This window comes from Pseudomonas sp. GW821-FHT10B02, assembly GCF_059415665.1.
In genome coordinates this window covers 33,187-51,282 of sequence record NZ_JBWKNR010000016.1, presented here as the reverse complement: position 1 = coordinate 51,282, position 18,096 = coordinate 33,187, and the positions used below count along the sequence as shown (strand labels likewise).

Genomic DNA, 18,096 nt, shown 5'->3' with positions numbered 1-18,096 from the left:
CCCATCCATACTGCAACGAGGATTGCCATGCGCCTGATTCGCATGATGTTGGTTTCCGCTTTGGCCTTGTCCAGCGCTTCGGTATTCGCCGGTGAGCAGGACGTGGCGCGCCTGACCCAGTTGCTGGAGAAGTCCAGAACCATCGAGGCCCGCTTCTCCCAGCTGACCCTGGATGCCAGCGGCACCAGCCTGCAGGAAACGGCGGGGCAGATGTCGGTACAGCGCCCTGGCTTGTTCTACTGGCATACCGATGCACCGCAGGAGCAGGTGGTGGTCTCGGATGGCAAGACCGTTACTCTGTGGGACCCGGATCTGGAGCAGGCGACCATCAAGAAACTTGATCAGCGCCTGACCGAAACCCCGGCTTTGCTGCTGTCCGGTGACGTATCGAAGATCAGCCAGAGCTTCGATATCACCTCCAAGGAACAAGGTGACGTCATGGATTTCACCCTCAAGCCGAAAACCAAAGACACGCTGTTCGACTCCTTGCGTCTTTCGTTCCGCAAAGGCCTGGTCAATGACATGCAACTGATCGACAGCGTCGGTCAGCGTACTAACATTCTGTTCACCGGGGTTAAAGCCAACCAGGCGATCCCGGCGAGCAAGTTCAAGTTCGACATCCCCAAAGGCGCGGATGTCATCTCCGAGTAAGAGGTAGTAGCGCCGCCCATGGATCTGTTTCGTAGTGACCCCGTAGCCCAGCCCCTGGCCGCGCGCTTGCGCCCGGCCAACCTGGACGAGTACGTCGGCCAGGAACACCTGCTGGCCCGCGGTAAACCGCTGCGTGAGGCACTGGAGCAGGGCGCGCTGCACTCGATGATCTTCTGGGGCCCGCCCGGGGTCGGCAAGACCACTCTGGCGCGGCTGCTGGCGCAGTTCTGTGATGCCCATTTCGAGACGGTTTCGGCGGTGCTCGCCGGGGTCAAGGAAATCCGTCATGCGGTGGACATCGCCAAGCAGCAGGCCGGGCAGTACGGGCGCCGCACGATACTGTTCGTTGATGAAGTGCATCGCTTCAACAAGTCCCAGCAGGATGCTTTCCTGCCGTATGTGGAAGACGGCACGCTGATCTTCATCGGTGCCACTACCGAGAACCCTTCGTTCGAGCTGAACAATGCGCTGCTTTCGCGAGCGCGGGTTTATGTGCTCAAAAGTCTTGACGAGGCCGCGCTGCGCAAGCTGGTCAATCGCGCTCTGACGGAAGAACGTGGCCTGGGCAAGCGCCAGTTGCGCGTCGGCGATGAAGCCTTCCAGATGCTCATGGCCGCCGCCGATGGCGATGGCCGGCGCATGCTCAACTTCCTTGAGAACGCCTCGGACCTCGCCGAAGACGGCAGCGAAATCGGCGTCGAGCTGCTGCAAAGTCTGCTCGGCGATAGCCGTCGGCGTTTCGACAAGGGCGGTGAAGCCTTTTACGACCAGATATCGGCGCTGCACAAGTCGGTGCGTGGCTCCAACCCCGACGGCGCACTGTACTGGTTCGCGCGCATGCTTGATGGTGGCTGCGATCCGCTGTACATCGCCCGGCGCGTGGTGCGCATGGCCAGCGAAGACATCGGCAACGCCGACCCCCGCGCTTTGAGCCTGTGCCTGGCGGCCTGGGATGTACAGGAGCGCCTGGGCAGCCCTGAAGGCGAACTGGCTGTCGCCCAGGCCATCACCTATCTGGCCTGTGCGCCAAAGAGCAATGCCGTGTACATGGGCTTCAAAACCGCCCTGCGTGAAGCTGGCGAGCATGGTTCGCTGGAAGTGCCGCTACACTTGCGCAATGCGCCGACCAAGCTGATGAAGCAACTGGGCTATGGCGACGAATACCGTTACGCCCATGACGAGCCAGATGCCTACGCAGCCGGCGAAGACTATTTCCCTGACAACCTTGAGCCGCGCCATTACTACCAACCGGTACCGCGTGGCCTGGAGCTGAAGATCGGCGAGAAGCTCAAACACCTGGCCGAGCTCGACCGCAAGAGCCCGCGGCAACGGAGAAAACCATGATTGCCGTGATCGCCGCCGTCAGTGCTGGCGGCATTGCCGGAACCCTGTTGCGTTTTGCCACGGCCAATTGGGTCAATGCCCACTGGCCACGCCACTTCTATCTCGGTACGCTGGCGGTCAATCTGATTGGCTGCCTGCTGATCGGCTTGCTCTACGGGCTGTTTCTGCATCGCCCGCTGGTGCCGGTCGAGCTGCGCGCGGGCCTGATCGTCGGGTTTCTCGGCGGTCTGACGACATTTTCATCCTTTTCACTGGATACCGTGCGCCTGCTCGAAAGCGGGCAGGCGCCGCTGGCCTTCGGTTATGCCGGGATCAGCGTATTTGGCGGGCTGCTCGCAACCTGGGCCGGCCTGTCTTTGACCAAATTCTGAACCAACGAGAGAACGACATGCTCGATTCCAAACTGTTACGCGGCCAACTTCAGGAAGTGGCGGACCGCCTGGCCTCCCGTGGCTTCAGCCTGGATGTCGCGCGCATCGAGGCACTGGAAGAACGCCGCAAGGTGGTGCAGACCCGTACCGAACAACTGCAGGCCGAGCGTAACGCCCGTTCCAAATCCATCGGCCAGGCCAAGGCCCGCGGCGAAGATATCGCTCCGCTGATGGCTGACGTCGAGCGCATGGCCAACGAACTGGCCAGCGGCAAGCTCGAGCTGGACGGCATTCAGGCCGAGCTGGACGCGATTCTGCTGGAAATCCCTAACCTGCCGGACGAAAGCGTGCCGGTCGGTGCCGATGAAGATCACAACGTTGAAGTCCGCCGCTGGGGCACCCCGCGCACCTTCGACTTCGAGATCAAGGACCACGTGGCCCTGGGCGAGTTGAGCGGTGGCCTGGATTTTGAAACCGCAGCCAAACTGTCGGGCGCCCGTTTCGCCCTGCTGCGCGGCCCGATCGCTCGTCTGCACCGCGCCCTGGCGCAGTTCATGATCAACCTGCATACCAGCGAGCACGGCTACGAAGAGGCCTACACCCCGTACCTGGTACAAGCCCCGGCGCTGCAAGGTACCGGCCAGTTGCCGAAGTTCGAGGAAGACCTGTTCAAGATCAGCCGTGACGGCGAGGCCGACTTCTACCTGATCCCGACGGCCGAAGTGTCGCTGACCAATATCGTTGCCGGCGAGATCCTCGATGCCAAGCAACTGCCGGTCAAGTTCGTCGCTCACACTCCGTGCTTCCGCAGTGAAGCCGGTGCTTCGGGTCGTGATACCCGCGGCATGATCCGTCAACACCAGTTCGACAAGGTCGAGATGGTCCAGATCGTCGAGCCGAGCAAGTCCATGGAAGCCCTGGAGGGTCTGACTGCCAACGCCGAGCGCGTGTTGCAGGCGCTGGAGTTGCCATACCGCGTGTTGGCGCTGTGTACCGGCGACATGGGCTTCAGTGCGGTCAAGACCTACGACCTGGAAGTCTGGGTGCCGAGCCAGGACAAGTACCGTGAAATCTCCTCGTGCTCCAACTGTGGCGACTTCCAGGCGCGCCGTATGCAGGCGCGCTGGCGCAACCCGGAAACCGGCAAGCCGGAGCTGGTCCACACCCTCAACGGTTCGGGTCTGGCGGTAGGTCGTACCCTGGTAGCGGTAGTGGAAAACTACCAGCAGGCCGACGGTTCGATCCGCGTACCGGAAGTGCTCAAGCCGTACATGGGTGGCCTGGAGGTCATCGCCTAAATGGAGTTTCTGCCGCTGTTCCACAAACTGCGCGGCAGCCGTGTGCTGGTTGTCGGTGGGGGCGAAATTGCCTTGCGCAAATCGCGTCTGCTGGCCGACGCCGGGGCGCTGTTGCGGGTCGTCGCGCCCGAGATCGAAGCGCAACTGGCCGAGCTTGTCCGGCACAGCGGTGGTGAAATCCTCAGCCGTGGTTATCAGCCGGGCGACCTTGACGGTTGCCAGCTGATCATCGCGGCGACAGATGACCAGGCGCTCAACGCCCAGGTCTCGGCGGATGCCCACCAGCGCTGCGTACCGGTCAATGTGGTCGATGCGCCGGCGCTGTGTTCGGTGATCTTCCCGGCCATCGTCGACCGTTCACCTTTGGTGGTTGCGGTGTCCAGCGGCGGCGATGCGCCGGTGCTGGCACGCTTGATCCGGGCCAAGCTGGAAACCTGGATTCCGGCTGCTTATGGCGAACTGGCCGGGCTGGGCGCGCGCTTTCGTGACAAGGTCAAGGCACTCTATCCAGACGTCAATCAGCGTCGTGGTTTCTGGGAGGATGTGTTCCAGGGCCCGATCGCCGAGCGGCAACTGGCCGGCCAGGGCGCTGAGGCCGAGCGTTTGCTGCAGGCGAAGATCGACGGTGCCAGCTATCAGGCACCGGGCGAGGTGTATCTGGTTGGCGCGGGTCCGGGTGATCCGGATCTGTTGACCTTCCGTGCCTTGCGCTTGATGCAGCAAGCCGATGTGGTGCTCTATGACCGTCTGGTCGCCCCGGCGATCATCGAATTGTGCCGCCGTGATGCCGAGCGCATTTATGTCGGCAAGCGTCGTGCTGACCATGCCGTGCCGCAGGATCAGATCAATCAGCTACTGGTTACCCTGGCGCGTCAGGGTAAACGGGTGTTGCGTCTCAAGGGCGGTGACCCGTTCATCTTCGGCCGTGGTGGTGAAGAGATCGAGGAACTGGCCGAGCAGGGCATTCCTTTCCAGGTGGTACCGGGTATTACCGCAGCCAGTGGTTGTTCGGCGTATGCCGGGATTCCGCTGACGCATCGTGATTACGCCCAGTCGGTGCGCTTTGTCACTGGCCACCTCAAGGATGGCACCAGCAACTTGCCGTGGAATGATCTGGTGGCACCAGCGCAAACCCTGGTGTTCTACATGGGGCTGGTTGGCTTGCCGACCATCTGTGCCGAACTGATTCGCCATGGTCGTGCTGCTGATACACCGGCAGCGTTGGTCCAGCAGGGCACCACGCCGAACCAGCGGGTATTTACCGGGACATTGGCCGATTTGCCAGCACTGGTGGCTGAGCATGAAGTGCATGCACCGACGCTGGTGATTGTCGGCGAAGTGGTTCAGTTGCGCGAAAAGCTGGCCTGGTTCGAAGGCTCTCAAGGCTAAAAAAGCATCGCCGGCAAGGCCGGCTCCCACAGAGGTTGTGCATCACATCGACCCTTGTGGGAGCCGGCATTGCCGGCGATGAGGCCAGCAACCACTACCTCAATTGCCAGCCTTGTTCCAGATCCCTTTCCCTGGCAACTTCTCCCTATCATGCGCCGCAGAAAAATCCTGCAACGGCCCTTTAGGCACAATCCCGTTCGGATTGATGGTCTTGTGGCTCATGTAGTAATGCTTCTGGATATGCTCGAAATTCACCGTCTCGGCCACCCCCGGCCACTGATACAACTCCCTTAGCCAGTTCGACAGATTCGGGTAGTCAGCCAAGCGCCGCAAGTTGCACTTGAAGTGCCCGTGGTACACCGCATCGAACCGAATCAGCGTAGTGAACAACCGCCAGTCAGCCTCGGTCAGGTATTCCCCGGCCAGATAGCGGCGCTCGCCCAGGTGTTGTTCCAGGCAGTCCAGCTCGGCAAACACTTCATCAAACGCCTGCTCGTAAGCCTGCTGCGAGGTGGCAAAGCCTGCGCGGTACACGCCATTGTTGATTGCCGGGTAGATCCGCTCGTTCAGCGCATCAATTTCGGCCTGTAGCGGCTCGGGATAGAGGTCGAGGCGGTTGCCGGTCAAGTCGTCGAAAGCATGGTTGAAAATACGGATGATCTCCGCCGACTCGTTGTTGACGATGCGTTGCTCCTGCTTGTCCCATAGCACCGGCACCGTGACCCGGCCACTGTAGTGCGGATCGTCGCGGGTGTAGCGCTGATGGAGAAAGTCCAGGTGATCGAACTTGTCGCCGGTGGAGCCTTTGCTCTGATCGAAGGTCCAGCCGTTTTCGCCCATTAGCCAGCTGACCACTGAGACGTCGATCAGGCTTTCCAGGCCCTTGAGCTTGCGAAAGATCAGGGTCCGGTGGGCCCAGGGGCAGGCCAGGGAGACATAAAGGTGATAGCGACCCGCTTCAGCGGCAGGCAGTTGATTGCGCCGCTGCGCATTCTCGCGCTGGAATGCGCCGTCTTTGCTGCTTTGATACCACTGGTCATGCCAGCGTCCGTCGATCAACAGGCCCATGCTGAGCTCCTTGGCGATTCGTTCGAATATAGAGCCCAGTGTACGAGCTTGAGTTCGAACGAATAGCGCAAAGTCTGCGCCTGTTTAATCGACTTTGTTGATGGGTTGCCTTACGCCTGACGCTGATCCCAATAACGTTGCGCCTGTGCAAAGGCTTCATCGCGGTTGTGACCCAGCCCGCGCAAGGCCAGGACCATGGTCGCAACCACGGCGAGCTCACCGTAGCTGTCGCGGGCTTCGCCGCGCCAAACCGTCAACAGATGCTCAGGCTCAAGGCTCGCCGGTTTGACATGGCGCTGGGCCGCCAGGGCTGGCCATTCTTCATCCCATTCGATGCCATTTGCCGTGCCGTACAGGTGGCTGCTGGTATCCGGGTTGACCTCGATTTCGCCACCATCGCCCTTGACCACGATGGCGGTGTCGCCGAGCAGCCGGCTGGCTTCACGATGCACCGCCTGGTAGCCCGGGTGGAAGATACTCTGCAGGCCGCAGCGGGCGCCCAGCGGATTGAGCACGCGGGCCAGGGAATGAATGGGCGAGCGCAGGCCCAGGGTGTTGCGCAGGTCGATCATCCGTTGCAAGCGCGGTGCCCAGTCCTGCAGTGGAATAAATGCTAGCTGCTGGCTGTCCAGGGCCAGGGCAACGGCATTCCAGTCACGGCACAGCGGGATCTGCAGCAGCTCAAGCACTTGCTCGGTGTACAGGCGTCCGGCGGTGTGGGCACCGCCGCCGTGCAGCAGGATGCGCACGCCGTTGGCGGCCAGGCACTTGGCGGCAAGCAGGTACCAGGGCAGGTGGCGCTTCTTGCCGGCGTAGCTCGGCCAGTCGAGGTCCACCGCGATCTGCGGTGCGTGCAGACGCTCACGCAGCGCTTCGGTGAAACCGGCCAGTTCCTCCGGGCTTTCTTCCTTGTGCCGTAGCAACATGAGGAACGCGCCCAGCTGGGTTTCCTCGACCTTGCCGTCGAGCAGCATGCCCATGGCTTCGCGGGCTTCTTCACGGTTCAGGCCGCGGGCGCCGCGCTTGCCTTTACCAAGAATGCGCACGAACTGGGCAAAGGGGTGTTCGGCCGGGGTTTCGGTGATCAGCGGGCGAGGATCGGTCATATGCAATTGGTTGGCTTCGGCAGGCCCGCAAGCTTCGCGGCAAGTTTGGCGGGAGTGCCTTTAAACAGGCGGTTCAGGTGCATGCTGTTGCCTTTTTCCGGGCCCAGCTTGAGTGCGGTGTACTTGATCAGCGGGCGGGTTGCCGGCGATAGCTCGAACTCCTGGTAGAAGGCACGCAATAGCGTCAATACTTCCCAGTGTTCGGGGGTCAGCTCCAGTTGTTCGTGAGCGGCGAGGGCGGTGGCGACTTCGTCGGACCAGTCGCTGAGTTCGACCAGATAGCCATCCTTGTCCAGGGCGATGTTGCGTTCGCCTACAGTCAGGGTATTCATAGCCAGCTGTTGACCTTGTCGTAGTCCAGCGACAGCGCAACAAAGGCCGGGTAGTCGATGGCCCGAATGTTGTCGTCTGTGCCGATGGCGCGTGCTTGCAGGTCTTCTTCAAGCGCGAACAGGCGGCCTTGCAGGTTGCTTGCTTGCAGGCTGGCCAGCGGCGCGCTACCGGGCTGCAGGGCATACACCGCATCGCCGCAGAGCAACAGGCCATCCTCGCTACCAAGCAGGCGCAGGCAGCTGCTCAGGCGATTGTCGCCAAAGGGCGAGTGAGAAATTACGTGCAAGGTGCTCATCAGAGGGTAATCACCTGGTCAAAACGGTCGATCAACACGGCCAGCGCGGCATCATCCAGCACTTGCACCGGCAAGCTCAGGGTCTCAACGGCCAGGCCGCGCTCCTGCAGGCTGCTATTGGCGACGAAGAGTTCTTCGACGCCAAACATCGGCAGGGCCTGCAGATTGGCGGCCAGGTTCTTCTGTTGCAGCTGGGCGGGTTGCTGCCCCGGCGCGAGCTGGAACACCCCGTCGTCGAGAAACAGCATGCCCAGCGGCAGATCAAAGGCGCCACCGGCCAGGGCGATATCCAGTGCTTCACGGGCAGAAGGGCCAGTCCAGGGCGCCTGGCGGCTGATAATCAGCAAAGACTTGGCCAATTCAATCGCCTCCAAAACAGATCAGCCGATCGGCGCTTTGTGCGCCTTCATGCAGCTGACCAAGACCGGACAGTTCCCAGGGCGCAGGCAGATTCACTGCCGGGCGCTGATAGCGTTGGGCTTCTTCAGCGTTGAGCACGCCACGGCGCAGGGCGGCAGCGATACATACGACCGCATCGAGCTGATGCTCGCTGATGAAGGACCGCCAATTGGCAGCGACATCCAGTTCATCCTGTGGCGCAACCACGTTGGCTGAAGCGCTGTGCACGCCATCCTGATAAAAAAACAGCCGGACAATATCATGCCCACCGGCCAGTGCTGCCTGGGCAAATTGCAGAGCGCGGCGCGAGGAGGGCGCGTGGGCCGGAGAAAAAACCGCAATGGCGAACTTCATGGAAGGCTCATTCAGCAAAACTGCGCCAATAATAAAGCAAAAAGCCCGCAGCAACATGCCACGGGCTTTTTCGAACTTTGCCGAGCTCCCTGTAGGAGCTGGCCTTGCCAGCGATTGGACCGCAAAGCGGTCCCCTCACACTCAAGCCTTTTCTTTATGCTCCGGCAAGAACCAGTTCAGCACCAGTGCACAAATCCCCCCGGTAGCCACACCCGACTCCAGCACATTACGCAGCGCCGACGGCATATGCGCAAGGAACTCTGGCACCTGTGCCACACCCAGGCCCAACGCCAGCGACACCGCAATAATCAGCAGCGCGCGGCGATCCAGGCTGATGCTGGCGAGAATATTGATCCCCGACGCGGCCACCGCCCCGAACATCACCATTGCCGCACCGCCGAGCACCGGCTCCGGTACCGCCTGGATCACCCCGGCAACACTCGGGAACAGGCCAAGGATCACCAGCATGGCGGCAATCCACACACCGATATGGCGGCTGGCGATACCGGTCAGCTGAATCACCCCATTGTTCTGCGCGAAAACCGAGCTTGGGAAGGTATTGAACACTCCGGCCAACAGCGAGTTGGCGCCGTTGACCAGTACACCGCCCTTGATCCGCTGCATCCACAGCGGACCCTCGACCGGCTGGCGCGAGACCTTGCTGGTGGCGGTAACGTCACCGATGGCTTCCAGCGAGGTCACCAGGTAGATCACCAGCATCGGAATGAACAGCGCCCAGGAGAAGCCCAGGCCGAAATGCAGCGGCATTGGCACCTGGAACAGCTCGGCCTGGTGCATGCCGGTGAAGTCCAGGCGGCCCAGATAGCCAGCCAGGGCGTATCCCACAGCCAAGGCAATGACGATGGCGCAACTGCGCATCCACACCACCGGGATACGGTTGAGCACCACGATAATGGCCAGCACCACGCCCGAGAGCAGCAGGTTCTCGCCATTGGCGAAGGTGCCGTTGCCCATGGCGGCAAAACCACCGCCCATGCTGATCAGGCCGACTTTGATCAAGGTCAGGCCGATCATCAACACCACAATACCGGTCACCAGCGGGGTGATCAGGCGCTTCACGAACGGCAAAATGCGCGAAATGCCCATTTCAACGAAGGAGCCGGCAATCACCACACCGAAAATCGCCGCCATCACCGCTTCAACCGGCGTGCCTTGCTTGACCATCAACGCGCCACCGGCGATCAGCGGTCCGACAAAGTTGAAACTGGTGCCCTGGACAATCAGCAGCCCGGCGCCGAACGGCCCGAAGCGGCGGCACTGGACAAAGGTGGCGATCCCGGAGATCACCAGCGACATCGACACGATCAGGTTGGTATCCCGTGGCGACACCCCCAGCGCCTGGCAAATCAGCAGGCCCGGCGTCACGATCGGCACAATGATTGCCAGCAGATGCTGCAGCGCTGCCAGCATTGCAATCAGCGGCCGTGGCCGGTCTTCAAGGCCGAGGACCAGTTCATTGGCCTGCGCGGGTGCGCCGGGTCCTTGCTCGATTGAACTCATGGGAGTGCTGCCCCGGAAGAAAAAAGGAGCGCATTCTACGTGCAATTGCCGGCTAAGTGTAGGCGCGGGGTTGCCCCACGATGAAACCATGGCCCACAAAAAAGCCCGCCGAAGCGGGCTTTCTCACAAGCTACCAACCACCTGATCAGTCATCGCGACCCATCAGGCCGAACAGCTGCAGCAGGCTGACGAACAGGTTGTAGATCGATACATACAGGCTGATGGTTGCCATGATGTAGTTACGCTCGCCACCGTGAATGATCGCGCTGGTCTGGAACAGAATGCAGACCGACGAGAACAGCACGAAACCGGCGCTGATCGCCAGCTGCAGGCCGCTGATCTGGAAGAACAGACTGGCCAGCACCGCGCCCATCAGGACGAAGAAGCCGGCGGTGATGAAACCACCGAGGAAGCTCATGTCCTTGCGGGTGATCAGCACATAGGCCGACAGGCCACCGAACACCAGAGCGGTCATGGCGAACGCCGAGCTGACCACCTCAGCGCCACCGGCCATACCCAAGTAACGGTTGAGGATAGGGCCGAGGATGAAGCCCATGAAGCCGGTGAGGGCGAAAGTAGACACCAGGCCCCAGGCCGAATCACGCAGCTTGTTGGTGAGGAAGAACAGACCATAGAAGCCGATCAGCACCACGAAGACGTTCGGGTAGCCGACACGCATTTGTTGCGCAACGAAAGCCATGAGGCCACTGAAGGCGAGGGTGATAGCCAGCAGCCCATACGTATTGCGCAGGACCCGGCTGACCTCCTGCTGCTCGACCTGCTGGCCGTGATTGACGGCGTAATCCTGTTCGCGCATGGCGACACTCCTGTGGGTTTGTAACGTTCAGATGCAAAGATCATAACAGAGGTCTGCAAACCAGCTACACAGAGAGTTTGACAGCTTGTTTCATTTCGGTATTATGGCGCCCGCAATACGAGGAAGCGTGGCCGAGTGGTTTAAGGCAACGGTCTTGAAAACCGTCGATGGGCAACTATCCTAGAGTTCGAATCTCTACGCTTCCGCCATCTTCAAAGCCCTGATTAGTCAGGGCTTTTTGCGTTTCTGAGGGTCGCGAAAATCCTAGTCCTTCGCGCCGTGCGTTTCCGCATTCTTCGGCGCATTTCCGCAAACCCCCTCTACCAGTTTGTCCCTCTTCCAGCTTTCTGCTCACCTCATTGTGGTCCGTGCACGCTAGCCCGGGAGGCCGATCTCATCTGGGCTTCACAGGTAATGCCGCTTGGCTCCGGTAGTGGCATTGGGCTACCCTGCATCACAGCTGACGATCTGCATTGGTAGGTTTGAAGTGCGCTGTCAGCCGAACATGTCTGCAATCAATTTTAGTAGCGGTAAAATTTCAAACCGCGAGCAAGGGTGTCATGGCGAAGCTTAATAAACGGATCTACTACTTTAGGTCGATGACTGCAGTGGGAGACTTGCTGGATTTTAGTGAGGCTCTAGCTGAAATATCCGACTTGAAAACTATCGGTGAAAGCGAGATATCTATACTTGAAGATATTGTCCGTATCCAGCGCTTCAAAGATCTACCGGATGGTCGGCTTTATCATTTTGCCATGTACTCCCCTGGTTCAAAAACCGCTACGTTGACGCCCAAGGTTGCGACAAAGAAAGACGAGGAGATTGGCGCGAAACCTCCCGCAGGAAGAGAGTTCAAGTCTGGCGAATGTTATCTGTATGTGTCCGGCCATAATGTGTTGTTTTGCGCGCATGGCCTCACCCCGTCTAGAGCGGTGCAGTACATTTTTATGCTGATAAAAAGCAATGGGTATGATGTCGAAAGTTTCAAATTCGCACCTATTGGAAATGTTGATAAACTAAGGTTGCTCAATGAGCAAGGCGTTAAATCTATTCGTTTGAATGTAAGTGCTTATAAACTAAGCCTTCCAAAGAAAAAGGGAGGTTGGCTTGCACAGGCGTTCGCTCCTGTCGCTGATGAACTTTCTGCACTGGTATCCAAGGATGCGACTCGATCTGAGGAGAAGGCTCTTGAAGACTTGATGGTGTCGATAGAAATCGGGCTTGAAGGGAATTCACGGGCTACTGATGAATCGAAAGAAACTGTAGTTGATTTGGCGCAGGAAATTCTTGAGGACGATGAAGGCTACGACTTGGATAGTTTTACCATTATGACCAGGGAAAATACGCCTATTACTGGTGGGGATGTGAAGCTTCATACAACTGTTCGGCCGGAAAAAGACGGCAGCTCCCTGAATTATGTTAATATTTGGGATGCCATGAGTGTTTATTATGCGCAGTTGAAGAGGCAAAAGCTACTGGAGCAATAAATGAAAATTGACTATCGCAGAATTGCTTTTTTTATCGGTGCCGCTTTTGTAAGTGCGTGGTGCGGGTGGAAGGGGCAGCCTCTGGTTCATCTCAGCAGTGATGCAAGGTCGATGATCACAGATGTTTTTGCGATTCTTGCGGGTTTTCTGATGACAGTCCTTACTCTAGTCATGGAGCCGAAGGCCGATGCCAGGGTTTGGCGTGAAACGGCTGCAAAGCGATCCAATTTTGTTAATCGAATAGTTCGTTATAAATGGCTTTTCATGCTTTACCTAATAGTATTGGGGCTTGTCTTCGTTGGTAACCTTCTGGGTGACAGTAAAGAAACCAGTCTAGATACTGCGTTGGTTTGGGTAGAGCGCGCATACCTCTCGCTGGCGACCTTGGCGTTCATTGTTTCGTTGACGCTCCCCAACAGATTAATGCAGCTTCAGGTCGATCGGTATGATGAAGTAGTTCGCGATCAGAAGAAGCCTGACTGAACTTTAGCGTTGTGTTCGGGTGAGGGGAATTCCCTCACCTTAACTCATCGCGTAGGTTCAACGACCTCGCCCACACGCCTGTAAACGTACTCAGTAATTCGTTTATCCGTATGCCCGAGCAGGCGGCTCGCATGCGCCAGGTCAGCGATTTCGCTGGCAGCTTTGGGGCGGATATCTCTGAACTGGAAGAGTCGAATTTGCTCTGCTAGCACTTTGTCTTGGCTTTCGAGCGCCTGTTTGGCGGCGAATGTTCTGGCTCCATCGAATCGGAGACGTAACATCGATGCGGTTACGTTCCTTCCGTCCTCTGTGGTGATGAGGTAGGGATTGCGGACACCTCGTTCTTTGCGTTGTTGTAACAGGCGTTCTAAAAGCATCCCTAATTTGTTCGGTCGGCTGTTTGTTTGTAATTGAATCCGCAATTTTTTAGATGTTTTACCTTGAGCTACCTGTAGGTGGCCATCTACGCAATCAGTTGCTCGCATCGAAAGCACATCGGCAGGACGTTGCCCCGTCAGGTATGCAAGGTCCATAGCGTCCCTTAATTCAGATGCCGCCCATCGATAGACCGCATTCCAAATCTCTGGCCCGGCATAAAAATCGCGTGGCCGTTCTTTGTTCTTGCGCACACCGGTCGCAGGGTTCTCTCTTTCGGTAATTCCCCACTCTCGGGCCATATTGTAGATATGGGAGAGTAAGGCGATCTCGCGGTTGGCCCGCACCTTTCCTGTTCGCTTATCTCGGTACTGGGCGATGATTTGAGGTGTAATGGCATCAATCGGGGCTTCGTTGAATGCTGCCCGGAGTTGCTTCAGCGAGAGCAGGTTGTCCTTCTGGGTCCTAGGCATCTTGCTGGGAATCACATCACGCTCATATCGATTGAAGACATCTCCAAGTAAGCGAACAATCTTGGGCACGGCTTTGCGATCAAGCTTGGCCCATTCCATTTTTGCAACGTCCAGATCGGTACCTAGGGGGATCTCGACCCGTTTGCCGTTTTCGTCGCGACCGTCATAGTAGTAGCCTACCCATTGCTTTCCGCTTTTTAGATTGCGGACCCGCCGCAACATTCGCGGCGGCAGGTCACGGTTTGCTGCTTTCTTATTGCGCATCGATCAGCTCACTCGTGCCAAATCTAAGGTCCAGGTTTCGGCAACAGCGTTTGATGCTGTCGGCTTCACCCCAGCCAATTTAAGACGAGCATAGATCCGACCTACTACGGGGCGCCTGGCGCCGGTTAACACGTATTGCCATCCATTGCTGGCTAACCAGTGAATTTGCTTATGTGGCAGTTGATAGCCTGTGATTGCTGCAACTTCCTTTTCACTCAGGGTCTCAGTCTGAACAGTCTCACCTTGCCATTTACTCATCGTCTGCCCCCTCGAAAAAGTGCCCGGCGACTTGCAGGGACACTGGCTCCTTGAGTTTCAGAATATCGACGCTCATGCCTTGCGCTCCTGCTTGATGATGAAGCCTGCTGCCTGGCGGATCTTGGAGCACTTGTCGTGCCCGCCCTTGCGTACGCGTGGCTTGCGGCACACATCGCAAATTGCCGACATGGCTGGTCTAACCATGGTCTGCATGCCCTTGGAAGGGCGGATGGCTGGTTGATAGGTCATGCTGCTTCTCCCTCTGCAGATGCGCTGGCTGGGGTTGTGCGCAGTTGGGAGTGGACGCGCATGGCAAGTGCTTGAATGTCTTGTCGCTGTTGAGTGGCCCGGTTACGCCATGGCTCGGTGCCTGGGGCGACTTTCCAAGTCTTCTCGGCCAGTCCCAGCGTCTCCGCGGCATTGATCATCAGGTCGTAGTCAGCTCTGGTCACCGCCATGCCGGTATAGGACATGATTCGGGCTTCCAATTCGGTGATGGTGCGTTTGAGGTTGGCGACGACGATGTGATGTTTGCGCTGGTCGGCTTCGGTCTGGACGGCGGCTTCGGCCAGGTCGTCTCTCAGCGATTGGATCTGCAGCTTGAAGTCTGCTTTGTGGTGGTGCTTTCCGGCGTCAAGCCCCTGGGCGAATGAGCGGGTGCGCGCCTTCGCGATCAGGAAGGGGAGAACGATGAGCGTTACGAGCCAGAGGATTCCGGCGGCGAGTGCGTATTGGTGCGGTTGCATGTGTTGTGCTCCTGATGATGCCCGGCACCGAGCCGTGAAGCCGTGGTGAAGGTTTGGTGCCGGGCAAAGTGTCCCAACAGGCCGGGACCGCCGTGTTTATGCCGATTGCTTCGATTGGGAATCGAGGTAGTCGGCGAGGTCATGCAGGTAAATCACTGGTTGGGCTCGTGCCGAGTTGTGCACCTTGCTGAGCTTGAGCTTGATCCGGTCGGCCCTGATCAACTCGCGCAGGCGGCGATCCGTTTTTATGTGCGGGAAGTAGTGCTCCCGCACGGCGGACAATGTTGGGCAGGGCGTAGTGAACTGCTTGCGCAGTTGGGCCAGCGTGTCGGTCATGGATGCTCCCCGCCCCCCTCGTGGGTGGGCCGGAGCTGAGCGCGGACGGCTTCAGCGAGGTGGTCTTTGCAGGAGCCAATGGCGGCGGCACAGACTTCGCCCTGGTCGTTGGTAACGACCGCTCCGAATGGATGGACTGGGTCCGTTGTGGGGGTGATGTAGGCAATCCGGTCGGCGCCGATGACCCCGCTCAAGTGCTCTAGTGCATCCAGCAGGGCAATGGCTTGCGCGGACTTGCGCCCCGACTCGGTGCGGCCATTGGCGAGATCCTGAATGAAGTCCCGCAGGTGCTGGTATTTGGCAGTGTCATCACGCTGAAGGGTGAGGGAGCCTTTTTGTGGGCCAAACGTCACCGTCAGGCGGAATCACTAAGCTCGCCTATGACATGGGCATCGACATTGATGCTCTTCAGAAGAAACTCAAACATGATGAAGAGCGCCGCTGGCTATCGCCGGACGAACTGGAGGAGGTCCTCCAATGGACGGCAGACACACGGGTGCTTGATGCCCTGTGCAGGGCGGCGGGAGTTGTTTGGTATCGCCCGGAGCCTGTACCGGCGACTAACGAAGCCCTAAAGGCCGTTGGCAAGCTGCTGGACGAAGCCGGTGCGTTCGTTGGAAGTATGCACGACGGCGCGGCAGACAACGTGTGGGAGCTGCACGAAGTTCTCGACCTTGAGAAGCGCGGCATGGATGTGATCCGGCAGGTGTTGGCCATTATGGCTGGGGCCCGTCAAGCCATGGAGGATCGCACCAATGGCTGATGCTGCCGATTTGGCCAACGACCAGGCTGACTACTTCTTGCAGATGTCGTTGCAACGACATTTGCGTCCTAGCGCGAAGCCAAGCGCGCAGATCTGCGAGGACTGCGACGAACCTATCCCGCTACTGCGTCAGCGGTCTGTCGCAGGTTGTGAGACCTGCGTCAGTTGCCAAGAGCTGCGGGAGCGGCGTCGATGAGTGAGCACAAAGGACAGTCGACAGCTGCATGGGCGCGGCGCTACATCGAAACCTTTGGGCTTGCCTTGGTGCCGATTGAGCCGGGCGAGAAAGGTCCAAAGGGCAATGGGTGGAACAAGCCTGGTGGATACATCACCGAGGCGGATGCTGCCGAAGCTTTCTGGCAGAAGAGGCCGTCGCACAACCTCGGGGTGGTCCTGGGGCCGAGCCGCGTATGCTCGCTTGATGTCGATGAAGTGCAATGTACTCGGCAGGTCTTCAATGAGCTGCTGGGGATGGACTTGGACGCTCTTGCGGATGCCTACCCGACATCGGTGGGCAACGCTACGCATCAAGGCCGAAACGGCGGTCGAGTTTGACACGCCAGTGATTCGCACCACCGGCGTGATTGAGTCCGCCGGGGATCAGATCGCCGCCGGTGTCAGCACGTCGCAGCATGTGCATGAAGGTTCGGACAAGAAGCCGGTAAAAGGGGGCTGACATGGTGCTGATTGAAACCGACGACACTGACGCCGCCTGGCAGCGTGCCGCCGTGATCAGTCTGTTGACCTGGCGCCGTGCCGGTCCCGATGACCGTCTAGACGACGCCGAGCGTTTCGGCTGGTGGGGTGACAGCTTCCCCAGCCAGGCCGATGACCGCATCGGCTCCCGCCTGTGGCAGCTGCGCCGGCGCACGCTGACCGAATCAACGTTGCAGGATGCCGAGACGTTCGCTCGTGAATCGTTGGCGTGGATGCTCGATGACGGCCGCGTTACGGCCGTTAGCGTAACGGTGACGCGCGGCGTTGATCGGCTGGATATTGAGGACGCCAGTCTGCTCTTGGGGCACACCAAAGGCGATATTACAGAGCGCGTCTATCGGCGAGTTGGAGCCATCGCCAAGCCTTCCAAATAGCGAAAGTTTCGGAACTCATTCCGAAAAGTATCGGAACTCTTAGGTTTTTGCCCAAGCTTGGCAGGGACTTTTCTCGCCCCCAGAAACGCAAAAAGCCCTGACTAATCAGGGCTTTGAAGATGGCGGAAGCGTAGAGATTCGAACTCTAGGATAGTTGCCCATCGACGGTTTTCAAGTCCACAAAATTTCCTTTTAAAAACAAAGTATTAGGATCTTTTCGATTCCGCAAACCACCTAACCGAAATGCGCTGGAGCCCTTATGTTGCAAGGGCTACTTTTTCAGTTGCGGAACTGAATTTTCGACCGACCACTACTACCTGATCCTAATGCAGAATCGGAGCTGCGCTGCCTAGAGCTCGTCGCTGGTACTCATGTACAGCCTCGAAAAGCGCCTCCGCCTCGGCACGCAATTGGTCAACCGCATCTACAGCGAGCACACCTTTGGCCGCCTCGTAGCGGCGCATAGCCTCAAAGGCCTGGGCCATCAACTCTTCCCCCTGCTCCATTCGCTCAAGCAATGTTTTCGCATCGATCTTCGCCATTCATGCCACCTCCGAGAGGTAATCCGTCCGAGTATAGGTCGCTATCGGTAGGTACCATGATGGATTGGGCCTACATTTTTGAATGCCCCACTTAAAAAGGGGCCTGCAGCGTCATGCAAGATGACAAGTACCATTTTTGTACCAATCTGGTATTGCTATGGCTTGAGGGGTTCATCGCCCCTACCACTGACGATTGAGCGATGCAGCTAACTGTTCAAGCCTGGCGTCAAAACTCTTTCACTCTGCATCCAGTACCGCACGCCCATGAGTTAGGCCGGTGTAGCGCTATAGAAAAATCCTGACGGCTCACCAGACTCGACCCTTTCCTCACT

The 18,096-nt window shown here is 58.5% G+C and carries 24 protein-coding genes, 1 tRNA gene and 1 pseudogene; 12 read left to right on the top strand and 14 right to left on the bottom strand.

Annotation, left to right across the window (positions count from 1 at the left end; all coding sequences use genetic code 11):
* The first annotated feature begins 27 nt into the window (after window positions 1–27).
* Genes lolA through cysG form a run of 5 tightly spaced genes read left to right on the top strand, consistent with a single transcriptional unit; the run spans window position 28 to window position 5,053 of the window.
* Window positions 28–651 (top strand): outer membrane lipoprotein periplasmic chaperone LolA, encoded by a 624-nt coding sequence (lolA, locus tag AC07OF_RS22395; RefSeq protein ID WP_157193212.1) that lies wholly within the window; start codon window positions 28–30, stop codon window positions 649–651.
* An 18-nt stretch (window positions 652–669) separates the two neighbouring features.
* Window positions 670–1,995, top strand: a complete 1,326-nt coding sequence (locus AC07OF_RS22390; RefSeq protein ID WP_157193211.1) for a replication-associated recombination protein A — start codon at window positions 670–672, stop codon at window positions 1,993–1,995.
* Window positions 1,992–2,366: a fluoride efflux transporter CrcB gene (gene crcB / locus AC07OF_RS22385; protein ID WP_038612780.1), complete on the top strand. Its 375-nt coding sequence runs from the start codon at window positions 1,992–1,994 to the stop codon at window positions 2,364–2,366. Before AC07OF_RS22390 ends, crcB begins: the two co-directional genes overlap by 4 nt.
* Before the next feature lie 17 nt (window positions 2,367–2,383).
* On the top strand, window positions 2,384–3,664 hold the full coding sequence (gene serS, locus AC07OF_RS22380) for a serine--tRNA ligase (protein ID WP_157193210.1): 1,281 nt from the start codon (window positions 2,384–2,386) through the stop codon (window positions 3,662–3,664).
* Window positions 3,665–5,053 (top strand): siroheme synthase CysG, encoded by a 1,389-nt coding sequence (gene cysG, locus AC07OF_RS22375; protein WP_157193209.1) that lies wholly within the window; start codon window positions 3,665–3,667, stop codon window positions 5,051–5,053.
* A gap of 99 nt (window positions 5,054–5,152) precedes the next feature.
* Here the strand turns inward: cysG and AC07OF_RS22370 are convergent, their stop codons facing one another.
* The 8 genes from AC07OF_RS22370 to AC07OF_RS22335 form a co-directional block, all read right to left on the bottom strand.
* The gene (locus AC07OF_RS22370) at window positions 5,153–6,121 is read right to left on the bottom strand and encodes a glutathione S-transferase family protein (RefSeq protein ID WP_476446689.1); all 969 of its coding nucleotides are present in this window, start codon (window positions 6,119–6,121) and stop codon (window positions 5,153–5,155) included.
* Between the two features lie 110 nt (window positions 6,122–6,231).
* Window positions 6,232–7,227, bottom strand: a complete 996-nt coding sequence (locus AC07OF_RS22365; protein ID WP_476446690.1) for a glycosyl transferase family protein — start codon at window positions 7,225–7,227, stop codon at window positions 6,232–6,234.
* A complete protein-coding gene (locus AC07OF_RS22360; protein ID WP_157193206.1) occupies window positions 7,224–7,559 on the bottom strand; it encodes a TusE/DsrC/DsvC family sulfur relay protein in 336 nt (111 codons plus the stop codon). The genes AC07OF_RS22365 and AC07OF_RS22360 overlap by 4 nt, the downstream gene beginning before the upstream one ends.
* Window positions 7,556–7,855: a sulfurtransferase complex subunit TusB gene (gene tusB, locus AC07OF_RS22355; protein WP_157193205.1), complete on the bottom strand. Its 300-nt coding sequence runs from the start codon at window positions 7,853–7,855 to the stop codon at window positions 7,556–7,558. Before tusB ends, AC07OF_RS22360 begins: the two co-directional genes overlap by 4 nt.
* Window positions 7,855–8,214: a sulfurtransferase complex subunit TusC gene (gene tusC / locus AC07OF_RS22350; RefSeq protein WP_157193204.1), complete on the bottom strand. Its 360-nt coding sequence runs from the start codon at window positions 8,212–8,214 to the stop codon at window positions 7,855–7,857. Before tusC ends, tusB begins: the two co-directional genes overlap by 1 nt.
* 1 nt (window position 8,215) lies before the next feature.
* Complete coding sequence (tusD, locus tag AC07OF_RS22345; RefSeq protein WP_157194770.1) at window positions 8,216–8,608, bottom strand: sulfurtransferase complex subunit TusD; 393 nt, start codon at window positions 8,606–8,608, stop codon at window positions 8,216–8,218.
* 141 nt (window positions 8,609–8,749) lie between these two features.
* Window positions 8,750–10,129 (bottom strand): nucleobase:cation symporter-2 family protein, encoded by a 1,380-nt coding sequence (locus AC07OF_RS22340; RefSeq protein WP_038612765.1) that lies wholly within the window; start codon window positions 10,127–10,129, stop codon window positions 8,750–8,752.
* 145 nt (window positions 10,130–10,274) lie between these two features.
* Window positions 10,275–10,946, bottom strand: a complete 672-nt coding sequence (locus AC07OF_RS22335; protein WP_157193203.1) for a Bax inhibitor-1/YccA family protein — start codon at window positions 10,944–10,946, stop codon at window positions 10,275–10,277.
* 121 nt (window positions 10,947–11,067) lie between these two features.
* Here AC07OF_RS22335 and AC07OF_RS22330 point away from each other — a divergent pair.
* The 3 genes from AC07OF_RS22330 to AC07OF_RS22320 all read left to right on the top strand — a co-directional run bounded on the left by AC07OF_RS22330 (window position 11,068) and on the right by AC07OF_RS22320 (window position 12,916).
* Window positions 11,068–11,155, top strand: a tRNA-Ser gene (locus AC07OF_RS22330).
* A 351-nt stretch (window positions 11,156–11,506) separates the two neighbouring features.
* The gene (locus tag AC07OF_RS22325) at window positions 11,507–12,433 is read left to right on the top strand and encodes a hypothetical protein (RefSeq protein WP_495073461.1); all 927 of its coding nucleotides are present in this window, start codon (window positions 11,507–11,509) and stop codon (window positions 12,431–12,433) included.
* The gene (locus tag AC07OF_RS22320; RefSeq protein WP_495073460.1) at window positions 12,434–12,916 is read left to right on the top strand and encodes a hypothetical protein; all 483 of its coding nucleotides are present in this window, start codon (window positions 12,434–12,436) and stop codon (window positions 12,914–12,916) included.
* A gap of 44 nt (window positions 12,917–12,960) precedes the next feature.
* On the opposite strand, the gene AC07OF_RS22315 is transcribed toward AC07OF_RS22320, so the two are convergent.
* From AC07OF_RS22315 to AC07OF_RS22295, 5 genes are all read right to left on the bottom strand, one after another.
* Window positions 12,961–14,028: a tyrosine-type recombinase/integrase gene (locus AC07OF_RS22315; RefSeq protein ID WP_495073459.1), complete on the bottom strand. Its 1,068-nt coding sequence runs from the start codon at window positions 14,026–14,028 to the stop codon at window positions 12,961–12,963.
* A 3-nt stretch (window positions 14,029–14,031) separates the two neighbouring features.
* Window positions 14,032–14,286: a DUF4224 domain-containing protein gene (locus AC07OF_RS22310; RefSeq protein WP_495073458.1), complete on the bottom strand. Its 255-nt coding sequence runs from the start codon at window positions 14,284–14,286 to the stop codon at window positions 14,032–14,034.
* A gap of 72 nt (window positions 14,287–14,358) precedes the next feature.
* Window positions 14,359–14,535 carry a hypothetical protein gene (locus tag AC07OF_RS22305; RefSeq protein ID WP_495073457.1) on the bottom strand — a complete coding sequence of 59 codons (177 nt, stop codon included), beginning with the start codon at window positions 14,533–14,535 and terminating at the stop codon, window positions 14,359–14,361.
* Window positions 14,532–15,032, bottom strand: coding sequence for a hypothetical protein (locus AC07OF_RS22300; RefSeq protein WP_495073456.1), 501 nt, complete (start codon window positions 15,030–15,032; stop codon window positions 14,532–14,534). The genes AC07OF_RS22305 and AC07OF_RS22300 overlap by 4 nt, the downstream gene beginning before the upstream one ends.
* 96 nt (window positions 15,033–15,128) lie before the next feature.
* Window positions 15,129–15,368, bottom strand: a complete 240-nt coding sequence (locus AC07OF_RS22295; RefSeq protein ID WP_495073455.1) for a pyocin activator PrtN family protein — start codon at window positions 15,366–15,368, stop codon at window positions 15,129–15,131.
* A gap of 385 nt (window positions 15,369–15,753) precedes the next feature.
* Between AC07OF_RS22295 and AC07OF_RS22290 the strand changes: the two genes are divergently transcribed.
* The 4 genes and pseudogenes from AC07OF_RS22290 (at window position 15,754) to AC07OF_RS22275 (ending at window position 17,222) form a co-directional block, all read left to right on the top strand.
* Complete coding sequence (locus AC07OF_RS22290) at window positions 15,754–16,131, top strand: phage regulatory CII family protein (RefSeq protein ID WP_495073476.1); 378 nt, start codon at window positions 15,754–15,756, stop codon at window positions 16,129–16,131.
* Complete coding sequence (locus AC07OF_RS22285) at window positions 16,124–16,327, top strand: TraR/DksA C4-type zinc finger protein (RefSeq protein WP_495073454.1); 204 nt, start codon at window positions 16,124–16,126, stop codon at window positions 16,325–16,327. The genes AC07OF_RS22290 and AC07OF_RS22285 overlap by 8 nt, the downstream gene beginning before the upstream one ends.
* Window positions 16,324–16,650 (top strand): annotated as a pseudogene (locus tag AC07OF_RS22280) (bifunctional DNA primase/polymerase); the annotation flags it as partial. The gene AC07OF_RS22285 and the pseudogene AC07OF_RS22280, both read left to right, overlap by 4 nt.
* Before the next feature lie 158 nt (window positions 16,651–16,808).
* On the top strand, window positions 16,809–17,222 hold the full coding sequence (locus AC07OF_RS22275; protein ID WP_495073453.1) for a phage GP46 family protein: 414 nt from the start codon (window positions 16,809–16,811) through the stop codon (window positions 17,220–17,222).
* A 323-nt stretch (window positions 17,223–17,545) separates the two neighbouring features.
* On the opposite strand, the gene AC07OF_RS22270 is transcribed toward AC07OF_RS22275, so the two are convergent.
* Window positions 17,546–17,764, bottom strand: a complete 219-nt coding sequence (locus AC07OF_RS22270) for a hypothetical protein (protein WP_495073452.1) — start codon at window positions 17,762–17,764, stop codon at window positions 17,546–17,548.
* Between the last annotated feature and the right edge of the window lie 332 nt (window positions 17,765–18,096).

What these genes read in the sequence shown, in the direction of transcription:
- lolA (WP_157193212.1), top strand. Translation starts at nt 28, where the DNA reads ATGCGCCTGATTCGCATGATGTTGGTTTCCGCTTTGGCCTTGTCCAGC.
- AC07OF_RS22390 (WP_157193211.1), top strand. Translation starts at nt 670, where the DNA reads ATGGATCTGTTTCGTAGTGACCCCGTAGCCCAGCCCCTGGCCGCGCGC.
- crcB (WP_038612780.1), top strand. Translation starts at nt 1,992, where the DNA reads ATGATTGCCGTGATCGCCGCCGTCAGTGCTGGCGGCATTGCCGGAACC.
- serS (WP_157193210.1), top strand. Translation starts at nt 2,384, where the DNA reads ATGCTCGATTCCAAACTGTTACGCGGCCAACTTCAGGAAGTGGCGGAC.
- cysG (WP_157193209.1), top strand. Translation starts at nt 3,665, where the DNA reads ATGGAGTTTCTGCCGCTGTTCCACAAACTGCGCGGCAGCCGTGTGCTG.
- AC07OF_RS22370 (WP_476446689.1), bottom strand. Translation starts at nt 6,121, where the DNA reads ATGGGCCTGTTGATCGACGGACGCTGGCATGACCAGTGGTATCAAAGC.
- AC07OF_RS22365 (WP_476446690.1), bottom strand. Translation starts at nt 7,227, where the DNA reads ATGACCGATCCTCGCCCGCTGATCACCGAAACCCCGGCCGAACACCCC.
- AC07OF_RS22360 (WP_157193206.1), bottom strand. Translation starts at nt 7,559, where the DNA reads ATGAATACCCTGACTGTAGGCGAACGCAACATCGCCCTGGACAAGGAT.
- tusB (WP_157193205.1), bottom strand. Translation starts at nt 7,855, where the DNA reads ATGAGCACCTTGCACGTAATTTCTCACTCGCCCTTTGGCGACAATCGC.
- tusD (WP_157194770.1), bottom strand. Translation starts at nt 8,608, where the DNA reads ATGAAGTTCGCCATTGCGGTTTTTTCTCCGGCCCACGCGCCCTCCTCG.
- AC07OF_RS22340 (WP_038612765.1), bottom strand. Translation starts at nt 10,129, where the DNA reads ATGAGTTCAATCGAGCAAGGACCCGGCGCACCCGCGCAGGCCAATGAA.
- AC07OF_RS22335 (WP_157193203.1), bottom strand. Translation starts at nt 10,946, where the DNA reads ATGCGCGAACAGGATTACGCCGTCAATCACGGCCAGCAGGTCGAGCAG.
- AC07OF_RS22325 (WP_495073461.1), top strand. Translation starts at nt 11,507, where the DNA reads ATGGCGAAGCTTAATAAACGGATCTACTACTTTAGGTCGATGACTGCA.
- AC07OF_RS22320 (WP_495073460.1), top strand. Translation starts at nt 12,434, where the DNA reads ATGAAAATTGACTATCGCAGAATTGCTTTTTTTATCGGTGCCGCTTTT.
- AC07OF_RS22315 (WP_495073459.1), bottom strand. Translation starts at nt 14,028, where the DNA reads ATGCGCAATAAGAAAGCAGCAAACCGTGACCTGCCGCCGCGAATGTTG.
- AC07OF_RS22310 (WP_495073458.1), bottom strand. Translation starts at nt 14,286, where the DNA reads ATGAGTAAATGGCAAGGTGAGACTGTTCAGACTGAGACCCTGAGTGAA.
- AC07OF_RS22305 (WP_495073457.1), bottom strand. Translation starts at nt 14,535, where the DNA reads ATGACCTATCAACCAGCCATCCGCCCTTCCAAGGGCATGCAGACCATG.
- AC07OF_RS22300 (WP_495073456.1), bottom strand. Translation starts at nt 15,032, where the DNA reads ATGCAACCGCACCAATACGCACTCGCCGCCGGAATCCTCTGGCTCGTA.
- AC07OF_RS22295 (WP_495073455.1), bottom strand. Translation starts at nt 15,368, where the DNA reads ATGACCGACACGCTGGCCCAACTGCGCAAGCAGTTCACTACGCCCTGC.
- AC07OF_RS22290 (WP_495073476.1), top strand. Translation starts at nt 15,754, where the DNA reads ATGGGCATCGACATTGATGCTCTTCAGAAGAAACTCAAACATGATGAA.
- AC07OF_RS22285 (WP_495073454.1), top strand. Translation starts at nt 16,124, where the DNA reads ATGGCTGATGCTGCCGATTTGGCCAACGACCAGGCTGACTACTTCTTG.
- AC07OF_RS22275 (WP_495073453.1), top strand. Translation starts at nt 16,809, where the DNA reads ATGGTGCTGATTGAAACCGACGACACTGACGCCGCCTGGCAGCGTGCC.
- AC07OF_RS22270 (WP_495073452.1), bottom strand. Translation starts at nt 17,764, where the DNA reads ATGGCGAAGATCGATGCGAAAACATTGCTTGAGCGAATGGAGCAGGGG.